The 14,111-nt window shown below is 58.9% G+C and carries 10 protein-coding genes; 6 read left to right on the forward strand and 4 right to left on the reverse strand.

The features are described from left to right. Positions 1-286 precede the first annotated feature (286 nt). Complete coding sequence (locus ACV1FX_RS32215) at positions 287-1,720, reverse strand: M20 family metallopeptidase (protein WP_473121568.1); 1,434 nt, start codon at positions 1,718-1,720, stop codon at positions 287-289. A 374-nt stretch (positions 1,721-2,094) separates the two neighbouring features. Here ACV1FX_RS32215 and ACV1FX_RS32220 point away from each other — a divergent pair, with 374 nt between their 5' ends. Continuing rightward, positions 2,095-2,595 (forward strand): Lrp/AsnC family transcriptional regulator, encoded by a 501-nt coding sequence (locus ACV1FX_RS32220; RefSeq protein WP_473121569.1) that lies wholly within the window; start codon positions 2,095-2,097, stop codon positions 2,593-2,595. A 14-nt stretch (positions 2,596-2,609) separates the two neighbouring features. Here ACV1FX_RS32220 and ACV1FX_RS32225 read toward each other — a convergent pair whose 3' ends face one another. Then, positions 2,610-5,528 (reverse strand): FAD-binding and (Fe-S)-binding domain-containing protein, encoded by a 2,919-nt coding sequence (locus ACV1FX_RS32225; protein WP_473121570.1) that lies wholly within the window; start codon positions 5,526-5,528, stop codon positions 2,610-2,612. A gap of 256 nt (positions 5,529-5,784) precedes the next feature. Further along, a complete protein-coding gene (locus ACV1FX_RS32230; protein ID WP_473121571.1) occupies positions 5,785-6,489 on the reverse strand; it encodes a GntR family transcriptional regulator in 705 nt (234 codons plus the stop codon). A 150-nt stretch (positions 6,490-6,639) separates the two neighbouring features. Here ACV1FX_RS32230 and ACV1FX_RS32235 point away from each other — a divergent pair, with 150 nt between their 5' ends. Both ACV1FX_RS32235 and ggt read left to right on the forward strand, forming a co-directional pair. Next, positions 6,640-7,821 carry a pyridoxal-phosphate-dependent aminotransferase family protein gene (locus tag ACV1FX_RS32235; protein ID WP_473121572.1) on the forward strand — a complete coding sequence of 394 codons (1,182 nt, stop codon included), beginning with the start codon at positions 6,640-6,642 and terminating at the stop codon, positions 7,819-7,821. 433 nt (positions 7,822-8,254) lie between these two features. Beyond that, positions 8,255-9,841, forward strand: coding sequence for a gamma-glutamyltransferase (gene ggt / locus ACV1FX_RS32240; RefSeq protein WP_473121573.1), 1,587 nt, complete (start codon positions 8,255-8,257; stop codon positions 9,839-9,841). Between the two features lie 157 nt (positions 9,842-9,998). Here the strand turns inward: ggt and ACV1FX_RS32245 are convergent, their stop codons facing one another. Continuing rightward, complete coding sequence (locus ACV1FX_RS32245) at positions 9,999-11,006, reverse strand: helix-turn-helix transcriptional regulator (protein WP_473121574.1); 1,008 nt, start codon at positions 11,004-11,006, stop codon at positions 9,999-10,001. A gap of 731 nt (positions 11,007-11,737) precedes the next feature. Between ACV1FX_RS32245 and ACV1FX_RS32250 the strand changes: the two genes are divergently transcribed. The 3 genes from ACV1FX_RS32250 to ACV1FX_RS32260 all read left to right on the forward strand — a co-directional run bounded on the left by ACV1FX_RS32250 (position 11,738) and on the right by ACV1FX_RS32260 (position 14,095). Next, positions 11,738-12,130 carry a hypothetical protein gene (locus ACV1FX_RS32250; RefSeq protein ID WP_473121575.1) on the forward strand — a complete coding sequence of 131 codons (393 nt, stop codon included), beginning with the start codon at positions 11,738-11,740 and terminating at the stop codon, positions 12,128-12,130. A 124-nt stretch (positions 12,131-12,254) separates the two neighbouring features. Continuing rightward, complete coding sequence (locus ACV1FX_RS32255) at positions 12,255-12,587, forward strand: hypothetical protein (RefSeq protein ID WP_473121576.1); 333 nt, start codon at positions 12,255-12,257, stop codon at positions 12,585-12,587. A 38-nt stretch (positions 12,588-12,625) separates the two neighbouring features. Further along, entirely contained in the window at positions 12,626-14,095 is a 1,470-nt protein-coding gene (locus ACV1FX_RS32260; RefSeq protein ID WP_473121577.1) for a methyl-accepting chemotaxis protein, read from the forward strand. Positions 14,096-14,111: the final 16 nt, after the last annotated feature.

Raw genomic sequence — 14,111 nt, forward strand, 5'->3', positions numbered from 1 at the left:
TTGATGGCTCCGAGCGTGTCGACCTTGTCTGAAGGAGGGGTACTCTGACCGCTCTGGGCTTGGGCTCGGGCGCAAAGCGGGGCGATTACCATCGCTGCTACCAGGGCAACAGCACTAAGCTCGACCGCGAGTTTTGAACGCGGCCTGCCAGCTCGAGCGTGAGCATATCCTAAAGTCACCATGGTCGTCCCTTCCTGTTTTGGATGATGTTTTGCTTTTATTGTCTTGGGCGACGCCTTGCGGCATCACCGTTTGTTCTACGAAGCTTGGCGAGGACCAGCTGGCGTCAGGCACTCGCCGACGCTACGGGGTGCCCGTCTTGCAATCGAGCCTCTCCGAGGTCCCAGAACAGACCGGTCATGATCTGCATTCCTTCTTCCACCACGGTGACGAGCATGTGCTCGTCCGGTGCGTGCTGAGAGCAGGAAGGATAGGAGTGCGGGATCCAGAGGGTCGGCATGCCGATGATCTCGGCAAAGACTTCGTTCGGCAGCGATCCGCCGAAGTTGGGCAGCAAAGATGCTTCACGACCGAGCGTCGTTTCCATCGACGAGAGAGCGAATTGAACCCAACCGTTGTCGAGGTCGGTCCGGGTCGCAAGGTAGAAGTCTTCTTTGATTTCCTCGATCGTCACGTCGGAGAAACCTCGCGCGTCCAAATGGGCGCGCAGTGCGGGGAGAACCTTCTCCGGATCGACGCCAACGACATAACGTAGTTGGCAGGTCGCGTTAGCAGTCCCCGGCACGGCGTTGACAGGGGCGTCAGGCCGGCCGCAGACGAAGGCCAGGACCTCGAAATTGCACCAGCCATAGACCTGTTCCGCGCCCTCCAAGCCCGGCTCACCCCAGTTATCGTCGATCTCCGGGTCATCGGGGCCGGTTTCGAGGACGATTTTTTTTAGGGCTGCGCGGACCTCGGGCGGCATGCCGTCCGGAGTCCATTCCGGAATCGCGATGCGGCCGGTCGGATCGGTAATGGTGGCAATCGCATGCGCAAGCCTGATGCCGGGATTCACGAGCAGGCCACCCCAGTTTCCGGAGTGATATGCTCCGTCGCGGATCTCGCAGGTCAGACGAAAGCCAACGCTGCCTCGACCGCCGAGAAACAGGGTCGGCGCGCCTGCGGCCAAGCGGGGGCCATCGGAAGCGATAAGGCAGTCTGACTTAAACAGATCGCGGTGGTTTCTCGCGAGGTCGGCCAGCCCGAGCGAGCCGGTCTCTTCGCCCATCTCGATGAGCACTTTCGTGTTGAACCCGAGATGACCGCGTCGCTCCAGCACGATGCGCAAGGCGGCCAGGTTGATTGAGTGCTGACCCTTGTTGTCCGCAGTGCCTCGGCCGTAGATGCGTCCTCCGGCTTCATCCAGTATCCAGGGATCGCGGTCGTCCTTCCAATCGCCACTCATGCCCCACAGAACGTCGCCGTGGCCGTAGATCAGAATGGTGGGGCGTCTCGGATCTTCGATCCGCTCGGCATACATCGCCGGTAGGCGCTGCTCGACCGGGTTCTCGAGGAGCTGGCATGCAAATCCCATCCGCTCCAGGAGCGGACGCATTTCCTTGTTCAAGTAGTGAAGGTTATCATTGCGGCAGTCGTCCCGAGGACTCTCGCTCCGGATGGCAATACGAGGGGCCATCTCGGCCGAGAATTTTCCATCTAGGACATAGCTTCGCGCGGCGGCGATCGCATTTTCCCTCATGGTCTGGGTAACGTTGGACATCAGAACTCCGGAAAGGAAAAACCGCCGACTTCGAGCCCAGGCCGCCGCTCTCTGCGTCGCGGTTCTTGTGCCTTAAGAATGTGCATATTCAGACGTGATCAGTATTGCGGCGTCGCCGAGTTGTGCGCTCGGATTCAAGCTGCCGAATGCAATCTTTCCTCGTTTTCTCGGCACCGGCCGAACGAATTGTGGTGGTTCACTCGAAACCGCTCGGAGCGCTATTTCGGGGGGAGTGCCGCAAGCTCGGGTCGGGGTTATCGACGAAAGGGGAGCGGCGAGAGGACTGAGATGCGGGAATTCTCGTCGAAAAGATATTGCGCGCGGGCTCAAAAAAGCTTTTAGCTTGAGAGGCTTACTGGACGATGGAGGCGTTGATGCCGAAGAAGCTCGGGGTGGACGACCTCGATCAATATGATCTAGCAATCCTCGAAATTCTTCAGCGCGACAACACGACTCCGCAACGCACTGTCGGAGACATGGTCAATCTGTCCGCTGCGGCCGTTCAACGCCGGATCAGCAGGCTTCAGAAGGGCGGTGTCATCGAAAGCAACGTCGCCATCCTCGATCCGGAGACCGTGGGTCTACCGATCACGCTCCTCGTGGAAGTCCACATCGAGAGCGAGCGTCTTGATCTACTCGAGGCTGCCAAGAAGGCGTTCATTGCCACCCCGGAAGTCCAGCAATGCTACTACATTACTGGCGACATGGATTTCGTGTTGGTAATTACCATTGCTTCGATGCGAGATTACGAAGACCTTACGAAGCGGCTGTTTTTCGAAAATCACAACGTCAAACATTTCAAGACCATGGTGGTCATGGATCGCGTCAAGGCGTCAATGGGCCTAAAGTTGCCCACCAACAAGACGACGACGTAGATCGCCCGCTTCGATCAATCGTCGAGCGCCATTGCCAGCACGCGCGCGACGTGAACGGCTTGTCGGGCGGCTCCGTCCCAGATCTGATGGCGACAACTTGTGCCGTCCGCGACGACGAGATCTTCCGGATCTGCCTGGCGAACGGCGGGGAAAAGAGACAATTCGCCCATGGCCATCGAGATATCGATCGTGGCTGCCGCGTAGCCGAATGCCCCGGACATGCCGCAACAACTGGACTCGATAGGCTTGACGTCGAGTCCCGGGACAGCCCGCAACGTTTTCTCCACCGCTCCCATCGCGTCGAACGCTTTTTGATGGCAATGACCATGCAGATGGACGGTCCGTCCGCCTTGGTCCCGGAAAGACAAGGTTGTAGCACCTGTGGCGAGATCGTCGGCCAGCAATTCTTCGATCAGCCTTGCCGCCTTGGCCAATGGCGCTACTTCGTCCTTCGGCAGAAGGGCGGCGAACTCATCGCGGAACGTCATCAGACATGAAGGTTCGAGCCCGACGATCTTCGCTCCCCTGGATACGAATGGCGCGAGGGCTTCCGCAGTCCGCCTCGCTTCCAGGCGGGCCTCCTCGACAAGGCCTGCCGAAAGGAAGGTTCGTCCGCAGCACAAGGGCCGGCCGCCGTCCTTTGCTGTGACATGATGCATCCGGTATCCGCCGGCCTGTAGCACTCTTTCAGCCGCTTCCAAGTTTTCGCGTTCGAAGTACCGGTTGAAGGTGTCGCCGAAGAGTACCACATCGCGCCCGTCTCCCACGACGTCCGATGGCGAAGCTCGATGACGCTTGTCGTGCCAGGGGGCGCGCCACACAGGCAATGTACGTCGCGCCGAAAACCCCAGCCAGCGTTCAGTTAGCCACGCCAAGCCAGGTATGCGGTCGCGCAAATTCATGAAAGGGGCGAGCTTTGCAGCAAGTGGTGCATAGCGCGGCAAATATGCGATCAGCCACTCCTTGAGCGGCAGACCGTGCCGACCATGGTAGTGGTGCAGAAATTCGATTTTCATCCGCGCCATATCGACGCCTGTGGGGCAGTCACGCTTGCAACCCTTGCAGGAGACGCAAAGGTCAAGCGTTTCCTTCATCTCTGGAGAGGTTAGGGCTTCCGGGCCAAGTTGTCCGGAGATCGCGAGCCGCAACGTATTTGCCCGGCCTCGGGTGAGGTGTTGCTCTTGCTGCGTGACTCGCCAGGACGGACACATCGTGCCTCCCGCCATCTTCCGGCATGTACCGTTGTTGTTGCACATCTCGACGGCGCCGCCGAAGCCGCCCCATTCGGACCAGTCGAGAGCCGTCTTCGCGGGAGCAAAGGCGCGATACTCCGGCGGAAAGCGCATCAAGCTGCGATCGTCCATATGATAAGGTCGGATGATCTTGCCCGGATTGAGCCGGTTTCCGGGGTCGAACGCGTCTTTGACCTCCTCGAAGGCGCGTGTGAGCGATCCGCCAAACATCGGCTCGACGAAATCTGAGCGGGAGATGCCATCTCCGTGTTCGCCTGAGAACGACCCTTTGAATCGTCTCACCAGTTCGCAAGCTTCTTCGGCGATGGCTCGCATCGCCTTGACGCCCTTTTCGGTCTTCATGTTCAAGATGGGACGCACATGGAGGCAGCCGACGGACGCGTGGGCATACCAAGTTCCGCGCGTGCCGTGCTTCTCGAATAGGGCCGTCACCGCATCCGTGTAATCGGCCAGGTGCTCCAGAGGAACGGCACAATCTTCGATGAACGAGACGGGTTTCCCGTCCCCTTTCATCGACATCATGATATTCAGACAAGCTTCTCGAACTTCCCAAACTCGCTTCTGTCGCTCTGGTTCGACGACCTCGACCACAGCACCCGCAAAGCCGTGGTCGGCCATGCATTGATCCAGGCGTTTCAGGTCGCTTTTCAGTTGGGAAAGATCATCCCCAGCAAACTCGACCAAGAGCAGGCAGTTCGGTTTTCCTCTGGTGATATCGTTGAGAGTGCGGATGAAGAGCGGGATGTCCGCGCCGAGAACCAGAACATTGTTGTCGACAAGCTCGACCGCCACGGGATTGAGCGCGACGAGATGTTGGGTTGTCTCCATGGCAGCACGAAAGCTCGGAAAATGGCAGACGCCCATGACGCGATGCCGGGGCAGCGGCGAGAGAAGCAGTGTCGCTTCCGTCGTGATTGCAAGAGTGCCTTCCGAGCCGACAAGCAGGTGCGAGAGGTTGGGCGGCACCGCCAGCAATTCATCGAGGTTATAGCCGCCGACGCGACGCTGGACCTTCGGAAAGATGGTCTCGATCTCGGATCGATGGCGCTCGGCCAGCGCAAGCATCCGGTTCATCAAATCGCGGGTGCGCGAAGATGAGTTATCGCCGATCGGTCGATCACTTAGCGTGAAGGATTCGCCGTCATCGAACATGGCCTTGAGTGCGATGATATTGTCGACGGTCTTGCCGTATCTGAGTGAGCGCGCTCCGGAAGAATTGTTGCCTGTCATCCCGCCGATCGTGCAGCGGCTCGCCGTCGACGGCTCGACGGGGAAGAACAGGCCGTCTTTCTTGACGAACGTGTTGAGTGCCTCGAGAACGATCCCGGGGGCGACTGAGATCGAACGGGCTGCGGGATCGTACTCGCGGATCGCATTGAAATAGCGGCTCAGGTCGAGCACGAGGCCATTGCCGATCGGTTGGCCATTCTGAGAAGTGCCGCCGCCACGCGCGATCACGGGGATTCCGTGTTCGGCTGAAATTGTCAGTGCCGCCGCGATGTCTGCCTCGGTTTTTGGGAAGGCGACGCCTTGGGGCATGATCTGATAGATCGAGGCGTCCGTCGCATACCGTCCGCGGGTGAATGCATCGAAGCGGACCTCACCCTCCAATGCGCGAGAGAGCTGCCTCTCGAAGGCGACATCGTACCGGTAGGGGCCTGCATAAGCGGTCTGGTTCATGTCGCGCCTTCATCATGGAGCCCCAGAGACGAAGGAATGGGTGATCACCGGCGGGATTGGCCTGTCTGGCCTCGGTCCCCCATCCGCGCTACCCGTGTCCGTCCCTGTTGGGTTCGGTTCCGCGCCGGCTTACGATCAGTCGGCGCGTCGGCAGGACACTAGAATGAAAAAATTTTGCATGCAATATTGAATTGGACTTCGCAAAATATGCCGACACAATGTCGGATATGGGCAAAATGCTCGACGCGAGGGCGCCCTAAACCTGCCCTTGGGCGGCGTTTCGCTTGTTTCTGAGGTGGGCGAACAGAATGTTGGCTAATTCGCCTCCGGAACGGCGGCGGAGCGCGTCCAAGATGGTCTCATGTTCGCGCATGGCCTCACCCCAGCGATCGCGATCTCTGGCCAGATTGGCTGTATAGCGTACCCGGCGGATCCGGCCAGACAGGTTGGCGTAGGTCGCCGTTAGGCTGGGATTTCGAGCGGCCGCCAAGATCTTTTGATGGATGGCCTGATTGCTCCGGAAGTATTCGTGCATGTCCCGCCGAAGATAATGGCGGTACATGTCGTGGTGAATCTGCTCGATTTCGGCGATTTCCTCGTCCGTTATGCGCTCGCAGGCCAGTCGACCTGCCAGCGCCTCGAGACCTCCCATAAGGTCGAAGAGGTTCCGGATATCGTCGGGGCTCAAGGCGCGGATGCGCGCGCCGCGGTTGGGGAGCAGCTCGATCAGACCTTCGGCGGCCAGCACCTTCAGGGCCTCGCGCAGCGGAGTCCGCGAGATGTTGAATTGCTCGCACAGCGCTCGTTCGGGAACGCGTGCTCCGTCGGCGAGATTGCCCTCGACGATGAAATCCCTAAGCTTACCAAGCAGTTCGTCGTGCAATGAGGCGGGGCCTTTGTCATCCCCGTGAGCTGCTGAGGTTGCCTGATCTTCGGAGCGTTCAAGCGCTGTGTCGGTCATCTCGTATCGGTAAGCCGACAGGGAGAAGTTGTCGAGGCTGCGCACTCATATTTTGAATACCAATACTGGATTGACTCTAATGAAAATGAATGCAAAAAGTGAGCGGCGTACCGCTAGGGAGCGTTCTAGCCCCGTTTGGAGGAAGTCATCATGCAGGGTCGCCACTTTTTGCAGATTCCCGGACCTAGCCCGATACCCGACCGCATCCTGCGCGCGATCGCGATGCCCATCATCGATCATCGGAGCGCCGAATTCGCCGAGTTGGGGAATCGCGTGATCGAGGGCTGCAAGGACGTTTTCAAGACGAGGCAGCCCGTCATCATTTTCCCCTCATCCGGCACGGGCGCCTGGGAAGCTGCTATCGTCAATACCTTGTCGCCGGGCGACAAGGTTCTCATGGTCGAGACGGGGCATTTCGCAACGCTTTGGAAGCAGATCGCTACGCGTTTCGGTGTTGAGGTCGACTTCGTTCCCGGCGACTGGCGCCATGGCGCCGAGCCAGCAGCAATCGAAGCAAAGCTGCTGGAGGACAAGTCGCACAGCATCAAAGCCGTGATGGTCGTGCATAACGAGACCTCCACGGGAGCGACCAGCCGTGTCGCCGAGATCCGCAAGTCCATCGATGCAGCGAAACATCCCGCATTGTTCATGGTCGACACCATCTCCTCGCTGGCCTCGGTCGACTACCGCCACGATGAATGGAAGGTCGACGTGACGGTCTCCGGATCTCAGAAGGGATTGATGCTTCCTCCTGGATTGGGCTTCAACGCGATCTCCGAAAAGGCGTTGACTGCGTCGAAGAACAACAAGATGCCACGGTCCTACTGGGACTGGCAGGAGATGTTGAAGAACAACAACACTGGGTTCTTTCCGTACACTCCCGCCACCAACTTGCTCTACGGCCTGAAAGAAGCGCTCGAGATGCTGAAGGAGGAGGGGTTGGACAACGTCTTCACCCGACACAAGCGTCTCGCGACGGCGTGTCGCGCCGCAGTCGAAGCGTGGGGACTTGAGGTGCTCTGCCAAGATTCCGCTGAACAGTCGCCCGTTCTGACCGGGGTCTTGATGCCTCCGGGCCATGACGCCGACCGCTTCCGCAAGATCACGCTCGAGAAATACAACGTCTCGCTCGGCTCCGGATTGGGCAAGGTCGCAGGCAAGGTTTTCCGCATCGGTCATCTCGGCGAATGCAACGAGCTCAGCCTGCTCGGGGCGTTGTCCGGAGTGGAGATGGGCCTGGCGGCTGCCGGCGTGCCCCACCGCGGCGGAGGTGTCGATGCTGCCATGGCCGTTTTCGAGGAAAAGCAGCGGATCAATCGAGCGCAGCAATAGTCGTCGGCACGCGCTTGCTTGCGGCAGAGATTCTCGCGCTCGTTTCCATAATCGAACCGCATCTCGCAAGGCGGCTTTGTGACTTGCGGCCCCATTTTGCAACATTCTTGCAAAATGGGCGCGCATTTAGACGCCTTTCTCACCATCAAACGCAATACCGATCGGTACGGATAGCAACGCGCTAGGCTGTTGAGAGAGCAAATGCAGGCGATCCTTGGTACCCAGGCGGCGTTTTCCTGGAGAGCTGTTTCCTCCCAAACTTGCCGGGGCTCGTGCCCCGGCGTCTTTTTTTGGGGACAGTCGAGGTGCGGCGGCCGCTGGTCAACGGATGGCAAGGAGCTAACTAGTCGGCTGCGATCACTCGGCTCGGATCTGAGAGATCCGAGGGAGATGGGGTGGGTAAAACTGCGAATCGTACCGGGCCGGTGCTGACATGAGAAGTTTCGAATTGCCGGGACGTTCTGAAGCATTCGGCGTCAATGGAATGGCCGCGACCCCGCACCCGTTGGCCACGCTGGCCGCAATCGACGTGCTGCGCGAAGGCGGCAACGCCATTGATGCAGCCGTGGCGGCTGGAGCTGTGCTTGCTGTCGTTGAGCCAACCCAGACCGGCGTGGGTGGAGATTGCTTCGTTCTGCTGAAACGGGAAGGGCAGCCGATCATCGCGCTCAACGGATCCGGAGCGGCGCCGTCGGCCGCGAGTGTCGAACGGCTCGCAGAAGCCGGCGTAACGACGCTCGACCCCGAGAGTGCGCACGCAGTTACTGTTCCGGGTGCCGTGCGAACGTGGGCCCGGCTGGCCGAGGATCACGGAACGCTTGATCTCGCGCGTCTCCTTTCACCTGCCATCGCCGCTGCGGAAAATGGCTATCCTGTCGCTGAGCGGCTGGCGAGGGACTGGGCGAGGCAGATGCCGAAGCTCTCTCGTCTGGCTGCTACGACTTCGGTCTTTCTCCCCCGCGGCGAAACGCCAGCCCCCGGCGATTTGCACACGCAGCCTATGCTGGCCCGCACCCTTCGGGATGTCGCCGCAAAGGGTGCCGACGTTTTCTACGAGGGATGGATTGCGGAGAGCATCGTAAAGGCTCTGCGCTCGCTCGGTGGTTTTCATACCGTCGAGGATTTTGCCGCCTTCCGGCCGCGCTACGAGAAGCCAATATCCGCGTCCTACCGTGGTTTTGAACTGTGGGAATGTCCCCCGAATGGCACAGGCGTTGCCGTTCTAGCCATGGCAAGTCTGCTCGACCGTTATAGCGTCGCGGACTTTGCTCCCGTATCGGTGGAGCGCTACCATCTCTTGGCCGAGATCGCGCGCATTGGCTATGCAGAGCGCGACGCCTTCGTCGGCGATCCTGATACCGGGCATGTGCCGGTCGAGCGCATGACTTCGTCTCCCCGTGCCGACATCCTCTCTCACCGGATATCATTGAGCGGGCGGCTGAGCGACGTCGCGCCGATCACAATGCCGGAACACAAAGATACGGTGTTCCTGTCAGTCGTGGACAAAGATCGCACCGCGGTTTCATTTATCAACTCCGTCTTCGATGATTTCGGCAGCGGCATCGTGGCACCCGAATGTGGTGTCTTGCTGCACAACCGCGGCTTCGGCTTTGTGCTCGACCCCGGCCATCCCAACGTGCTCGCGGGTGGCAAGCGACCAATGCACACCATCCTGCCTGCCATGCTGACGCGAGGCGGCGAATGCGTCTTGTCGTTCGGCGTGACAGGAGGGCATTTCCAGCCCATTGGACAGATCCAGGTCCTGTCGAACCTACTCGATCACAAAATGTCGGTGCAGGAAGCGATCGACCAACCGCGCATCTTCGCACGCGGCGACGTACTGGACGTCGAAGCGACCGTTCCGGCTAAGATCGTCGAGGGGCTTCGTGCGTTGGGGCACCTTCCTACGCGAGCGTCAAATCCACTCGGAACGGCCCAGGCGATATGGATCGACCGTAAACGTGGACTTCTCAGAGGTGGGGCTGATTCCCGTCGGGATGGCATCGCCCTTGGCTATTGAAATCAGATGCCGAAAATCTTCTTACACTGCTGATCAGGCAGGATAGGTCGGGTCAACAGAGGCGAGAAACTGGATATCTTTTGCAAAAGCGCGGCTGCGAGGCGGCGCGGAGATGTCCGTTTGCGGGAGACCGTTTGCAGCGGTGCGCCAATAAGAGTCAGCGGCGCCGATACGAGTTGCGCATGGTCTCCGAAGGAGATTCTCCGAACGCTTCTCGATAAAGTGCCGCGAAACGTCCCTTATTTGTGAATCCCCATTTTTCCGCGACGTCGGTCACCGAAAGCTGATTATCCGGCCGCGATAGCTCGATGCGAACAGTCTCCAACCGAAGATTTCGCAGATAGGCGAGCGGGGTAGTGTCATAGTGCTTACGAAAGCCATCCTGGAGAGATCTCCCGCTCACTCCAACCGCGTCGGAAATCGCGCCCAGTGTCAGCGGCTCGTGCAATTTCTCCCTCATTAGGTCGGCTGCGGCTTCGATGTAACGCGGTCCGACGTCGATAACCCGTCCCTCGCAAAGACCTCTCACTTCACGTGCATTGTTTCTCAGCACAATTCGCAGCATAGTCTCGGCGATCAGCGCTGCGGCGGTTGACGATCCATCCTGAGGAAAAGCTCCGCAGGATAACGACTTGGCGAGAAATTTGACGAGTTGGCCAGCATCGTCCTTGAGCTCGAAAAGCGAATTGAGCGGGAGGTGCTGCCGTGCCTGGACGCCATAGATACTGCGCATGCTGCTGCGAACATCGACTATGTCCCATTGTATCATGATGTGAGCGTATACGCCGTCCGTGCGGCCGATCATCTTCCTCACTTCGCGGTTTCCGACTAGCAGCGCGTGGTGCCCGCCTGCAACGAAATCTCCGCCATCCAGCGTCGCCTCGAGAACCCCGGCGGTGGGTATGAAGAGCGCCAGCCTTTCGCCTGCATAGTTCGACACGGCGCGCCAATTCTGGTCGCCTTCGACGTCAAGCAACTTCATTCCACCTACGAGAGCAAAATTGGAACGCAGCATGAGTCCATTGGGGCGCTCGACTTCGAGCCTTGCCGATGGATTGAGTTTCGCGAGCTGTGACAGATGCTCCTCGAAGGAGACCAGATCCGGCGCCCGCCGGGTGGCCCTCTGCTTCTCCAGATTCTCGGTCTGATCCCGCCTAGATTTCAAGGATTTGCTACAAGTGGTTGAGATGAGGTCTGATGCAATTTCGCCCGCCCTGGCCGACGGTGACGCGCAGCCAGTGCCGGTTAGTCGTTTCAGCCAGCCCGCTCGGCGAGTCCTGCCTCCTCGGAAGGCTTTGTTAGGCCAGCGACTACTACAGCAAATTACGCAAAAACGCTCCGGCTAACCTCTTTGCCGTCGGATCAATCAGGCGCGCCCGGTTGGGCAGCTTGTTGGCCGGGACCATCGTCTCTTGTAGAGCATTCCGCAATTATTTTCGCACGGCGTGGGGGATTTTGTACGAAATGCATCGGCATGCGCACGAGCTGCGTCAGGGGAGACCGCGAAGCGATCAGACTTACGCTTGGCTGGCGAGAAGACACGCGCTTGCCGCGACAAGGCGCTTATGTGCGGCGGAGGCCGATGCGGATTCTTCGAACCTCGAGTTATCCTCCTTCTAGGCGGTCGCATTAGGTTGATGCAAGTGACCCTCAGATTGTCGACGCGCGCCTTGGATCCATCGACGACGATGTGTCTCGACGCACAACATTCGCGCAGGGACTTGCTGCGGCTCGAAGACGACGGCTCTTATGCGCAAGTTGAGGAAAAGTCGGCTTCAGCATTGGTTTGCCTGTCCAGTTTGCGAAGAGGCTGTCCGGATTCCGCGAACGACGCATTGTGGGTAATACTTCGTTCAATTCCCTCCGTTTTTTTAGTTACATGGAACGTCCCACAACGTGACGACCAACAACGCTTCCTATGTATATGAAGAGAAATCGATGGGAACAGCTATTCAACTTGAGGGATACACGGGTCAAACTGCGAAAAAAACGCCTCTCCGGTCTAGACTCCGCACCGAAGCGGAAAAGCTCAAGGGAGCGACCTGGCACTGTGAAGTTCTGCTCGAGTCTATCGGCGCTCTGCAGCTTGGACTTGATGCGCTTGATCGTCTGCAATCTGTGTCTCCCCAGTCGATTGACCACGTGCTCGTAGAGCGTTTGATGTCACTAAAATCGCAGATCGCGACCCACCGCGTTTCGCTCTCGAACCTCCTTCCCGATCTTCATGGTGCCGCCGAGCAGATATCGGAATTAGAGATCTCCTTGGATGTGATCTGCCAAGTTGGATGACGAGGCATTCCGTCGGGTTTCACCCATTCGGCGCAAACCCGGCACATAAGGCACTAAGCCCGTAATTCCACGGGGCGCTCTCGTTCTTTACGGAAAACTAGGTCGGACCCGATAGGACTATTTCGTGGAGCGGGACAACGTCATTTCTACGGCACGGTGGCCGCCTTGGCTGAACGCGATCGTGATGCTGATCGCGAGCTCGACCACAATCGCGGCGCTGTCGTTGCAGGTTCGTCCAGGCACGGACGTTGTGGCGGTTGCCTTTCCTCCATGGTGGAGCGTCCAGCAGGTGTTCGCTGCTTCGGCGTCGGCAAATTCCGTCATTGTTAGGACGACAGCGTTCTCGTCGGTTCTGGTCGTGCGACCAGATGAACGAGACGGGCTGGCACGACTGCGTCAGGCTGGCGTCTGGCTCACCTTTGATCCACAGGCGATCGCCGCTTGCTCTTCGAATTAGCAACGAGTTCGCCGCGATTCACATTTGGGGGTATGAGAATGGATATCGAAAGCGACGACCTAGGACGTCTGCGCCACCTCACCAGCAAGATTTTAGTCGCGGTAGTCTGGCTGCATACACCGATTGTAGCACTCATCGGGCTAATGCGCGGCACAGATTGGCTGGCGTCGACCCTCGCCATGGCTGTCATGGCTATTGCCGTTACCATATCCTGGCGTGCCTCAGGCAACGGGCTTTCAACCCGCCTAACCTGCGCTGTCGCCCTGATGGGTGGGGTGTCAATGCTAGTGTTCGAGCTCTCAGGGCACGCTTGGCAGCTTGACCTACACATGTACTTCTTTGCGGCATTGGCCTTTCTAGTGGCCTATTGCGACTATCGGCCGATCGTCGCGGGCACGATCGCGGTCGCTCTGCATCATCTGGTACTGAATTTCCTGCTCCCAGCAGCGATCTATCCTGGCGGCGCCGACTTCGGTCGCGTGATTCTGCATGCTGCAATTCTATTGATCGAGGCAAGCGTGCTCGGCTGGTTGGCCCTTACCTTGTCGCATCTATTTGCGATGGCTACGCACAAGACGGCAGAGGCGGAAGCCGCGCGTGCGGCTCATACATGTGCCAACCAGGAGCGCGCGGAAGCCGCGCTGAGAGCCAAGAATGACAGCGATTCGGCCAGGCGCGATCTCGCTGCGGGATTCGAACGGAAAGTTGGCACCATCGTTGAGGCGGTCACGGTGGCAGCAAGCGAGATGCAGCGTCTGTCCGCCTCGATGAGCAGCAGCAACTCAGAGACAATGCAAAGGACTGTTGCCGCAGCCAACGCATCTCTCCGGACCTCATCGAACGTGGAAATGGTGGCATCGGCGACGGAAAAGTTGTCGGTTTCGATCAGCTGCATTTCGGAACAGGTGACGCGTTCGGCCGGGATCGCCGCTAAGGCCGCACAGGACGCTCGGCTCACGAATGCGGTCGTCGAGAGCCTCGCTGTTGGCATGCAGAAGATCGGCGAAGTCGTGACGCTCATTCAAAGCATTGCGAACCAAACCAATCTGTTGGCTCTCAACGCAACCATTGAGGCTGCTCGGGCCGGCGAGCATGGCAAGGGATTTGCTGTTGTCGCAAGCGAAGTTAAGGCGTTGGCCAACCAAACCGGGAGAGCCACGGAAGAGATATCAGCGCAAGTTCAGGACATTCAAAACGCGACGAATGAGGCGGTCGCCGCCATCCAGGTAATCGGCGGCACGATCGCGGAAATCGATCAGGTCTCCAACGAGATCGCAATTGCCGTCGACCAGCAGGGCGCCGCAACGCGCGAAATCGCGAGCAACGTGCAACAAGCCGCCAACGGAACACGCGAAGTCAATAGTAACATTGGCAGCGTCAACCAGGCCTCCGAGCAAGCGAGTGAATCGGTCGCAAGAGTACTTGATGGCGCAAGCAACCTTTCATCTCAGTCCGAACGACTGCGGGCCGAGGTGCATGACTTCCTTTCCTCTTTGAGCGCCGCATAATTTGCGAAGGGAGCCG

It is taken from the genome of Bradyrhizobium ingae, from assembly GCF_055791185.1.

Excerpts from the sequence above, each read along its gene's own strand:
- ACV1FX_RS32260 (WP_473121577.1), top strand. The coding sequence starts at position 12,626 with ATGGATATCGAAAGCGACGACCTAGGACGTCTGCGCCACCTCACCAGC.
- ggt (WP_473121573.1), top strand. The coding sequence starts at position 8,255 with ATGAGAAGTTTCGAATTGCCGGGACGTTCTGAAGCATTCGGCGTCAAT.
- ACV1FX_RS32220 (WP_473121569.1), top strand. The coding sequence starts at position 2,095 with ATGCCGAAGAAGCTCGGGGTGGACGACCTCGATCAATATGATCTAGCA.
- ACV1FX_RS32215 (WP_473121568.1), bottom strand. The coding sequence starts at position 1,720 with ATGTCCAACGTTACCCAGACCATGAGGGAAAATGCGATCGCCGCCGCG.
- ACV1FX_RS32230 (WP_473121571.1), bottom strand. The coding sequence starts at position 6,489 with ATGACCGACACAGCGCTTGAACGCTCCGAAGATCAGGCAACCTCAGCA.
- ACV1FX_RS32235 (WP_473121572.1), top strand. The coding sequence starts at position 6,640 with ATGCAGGGTCGCCACTTTTTGCAGATTCCCGGACCTAGCCCGATACCC.
- ACV1FX_RS32225 (WP_473121570.1), bottom strand. The coding sequence starts at position 5,528 with ATGAACCAGACCGCTTATGCAGGCCCCTACCGGTACGATGTCGCCTTC.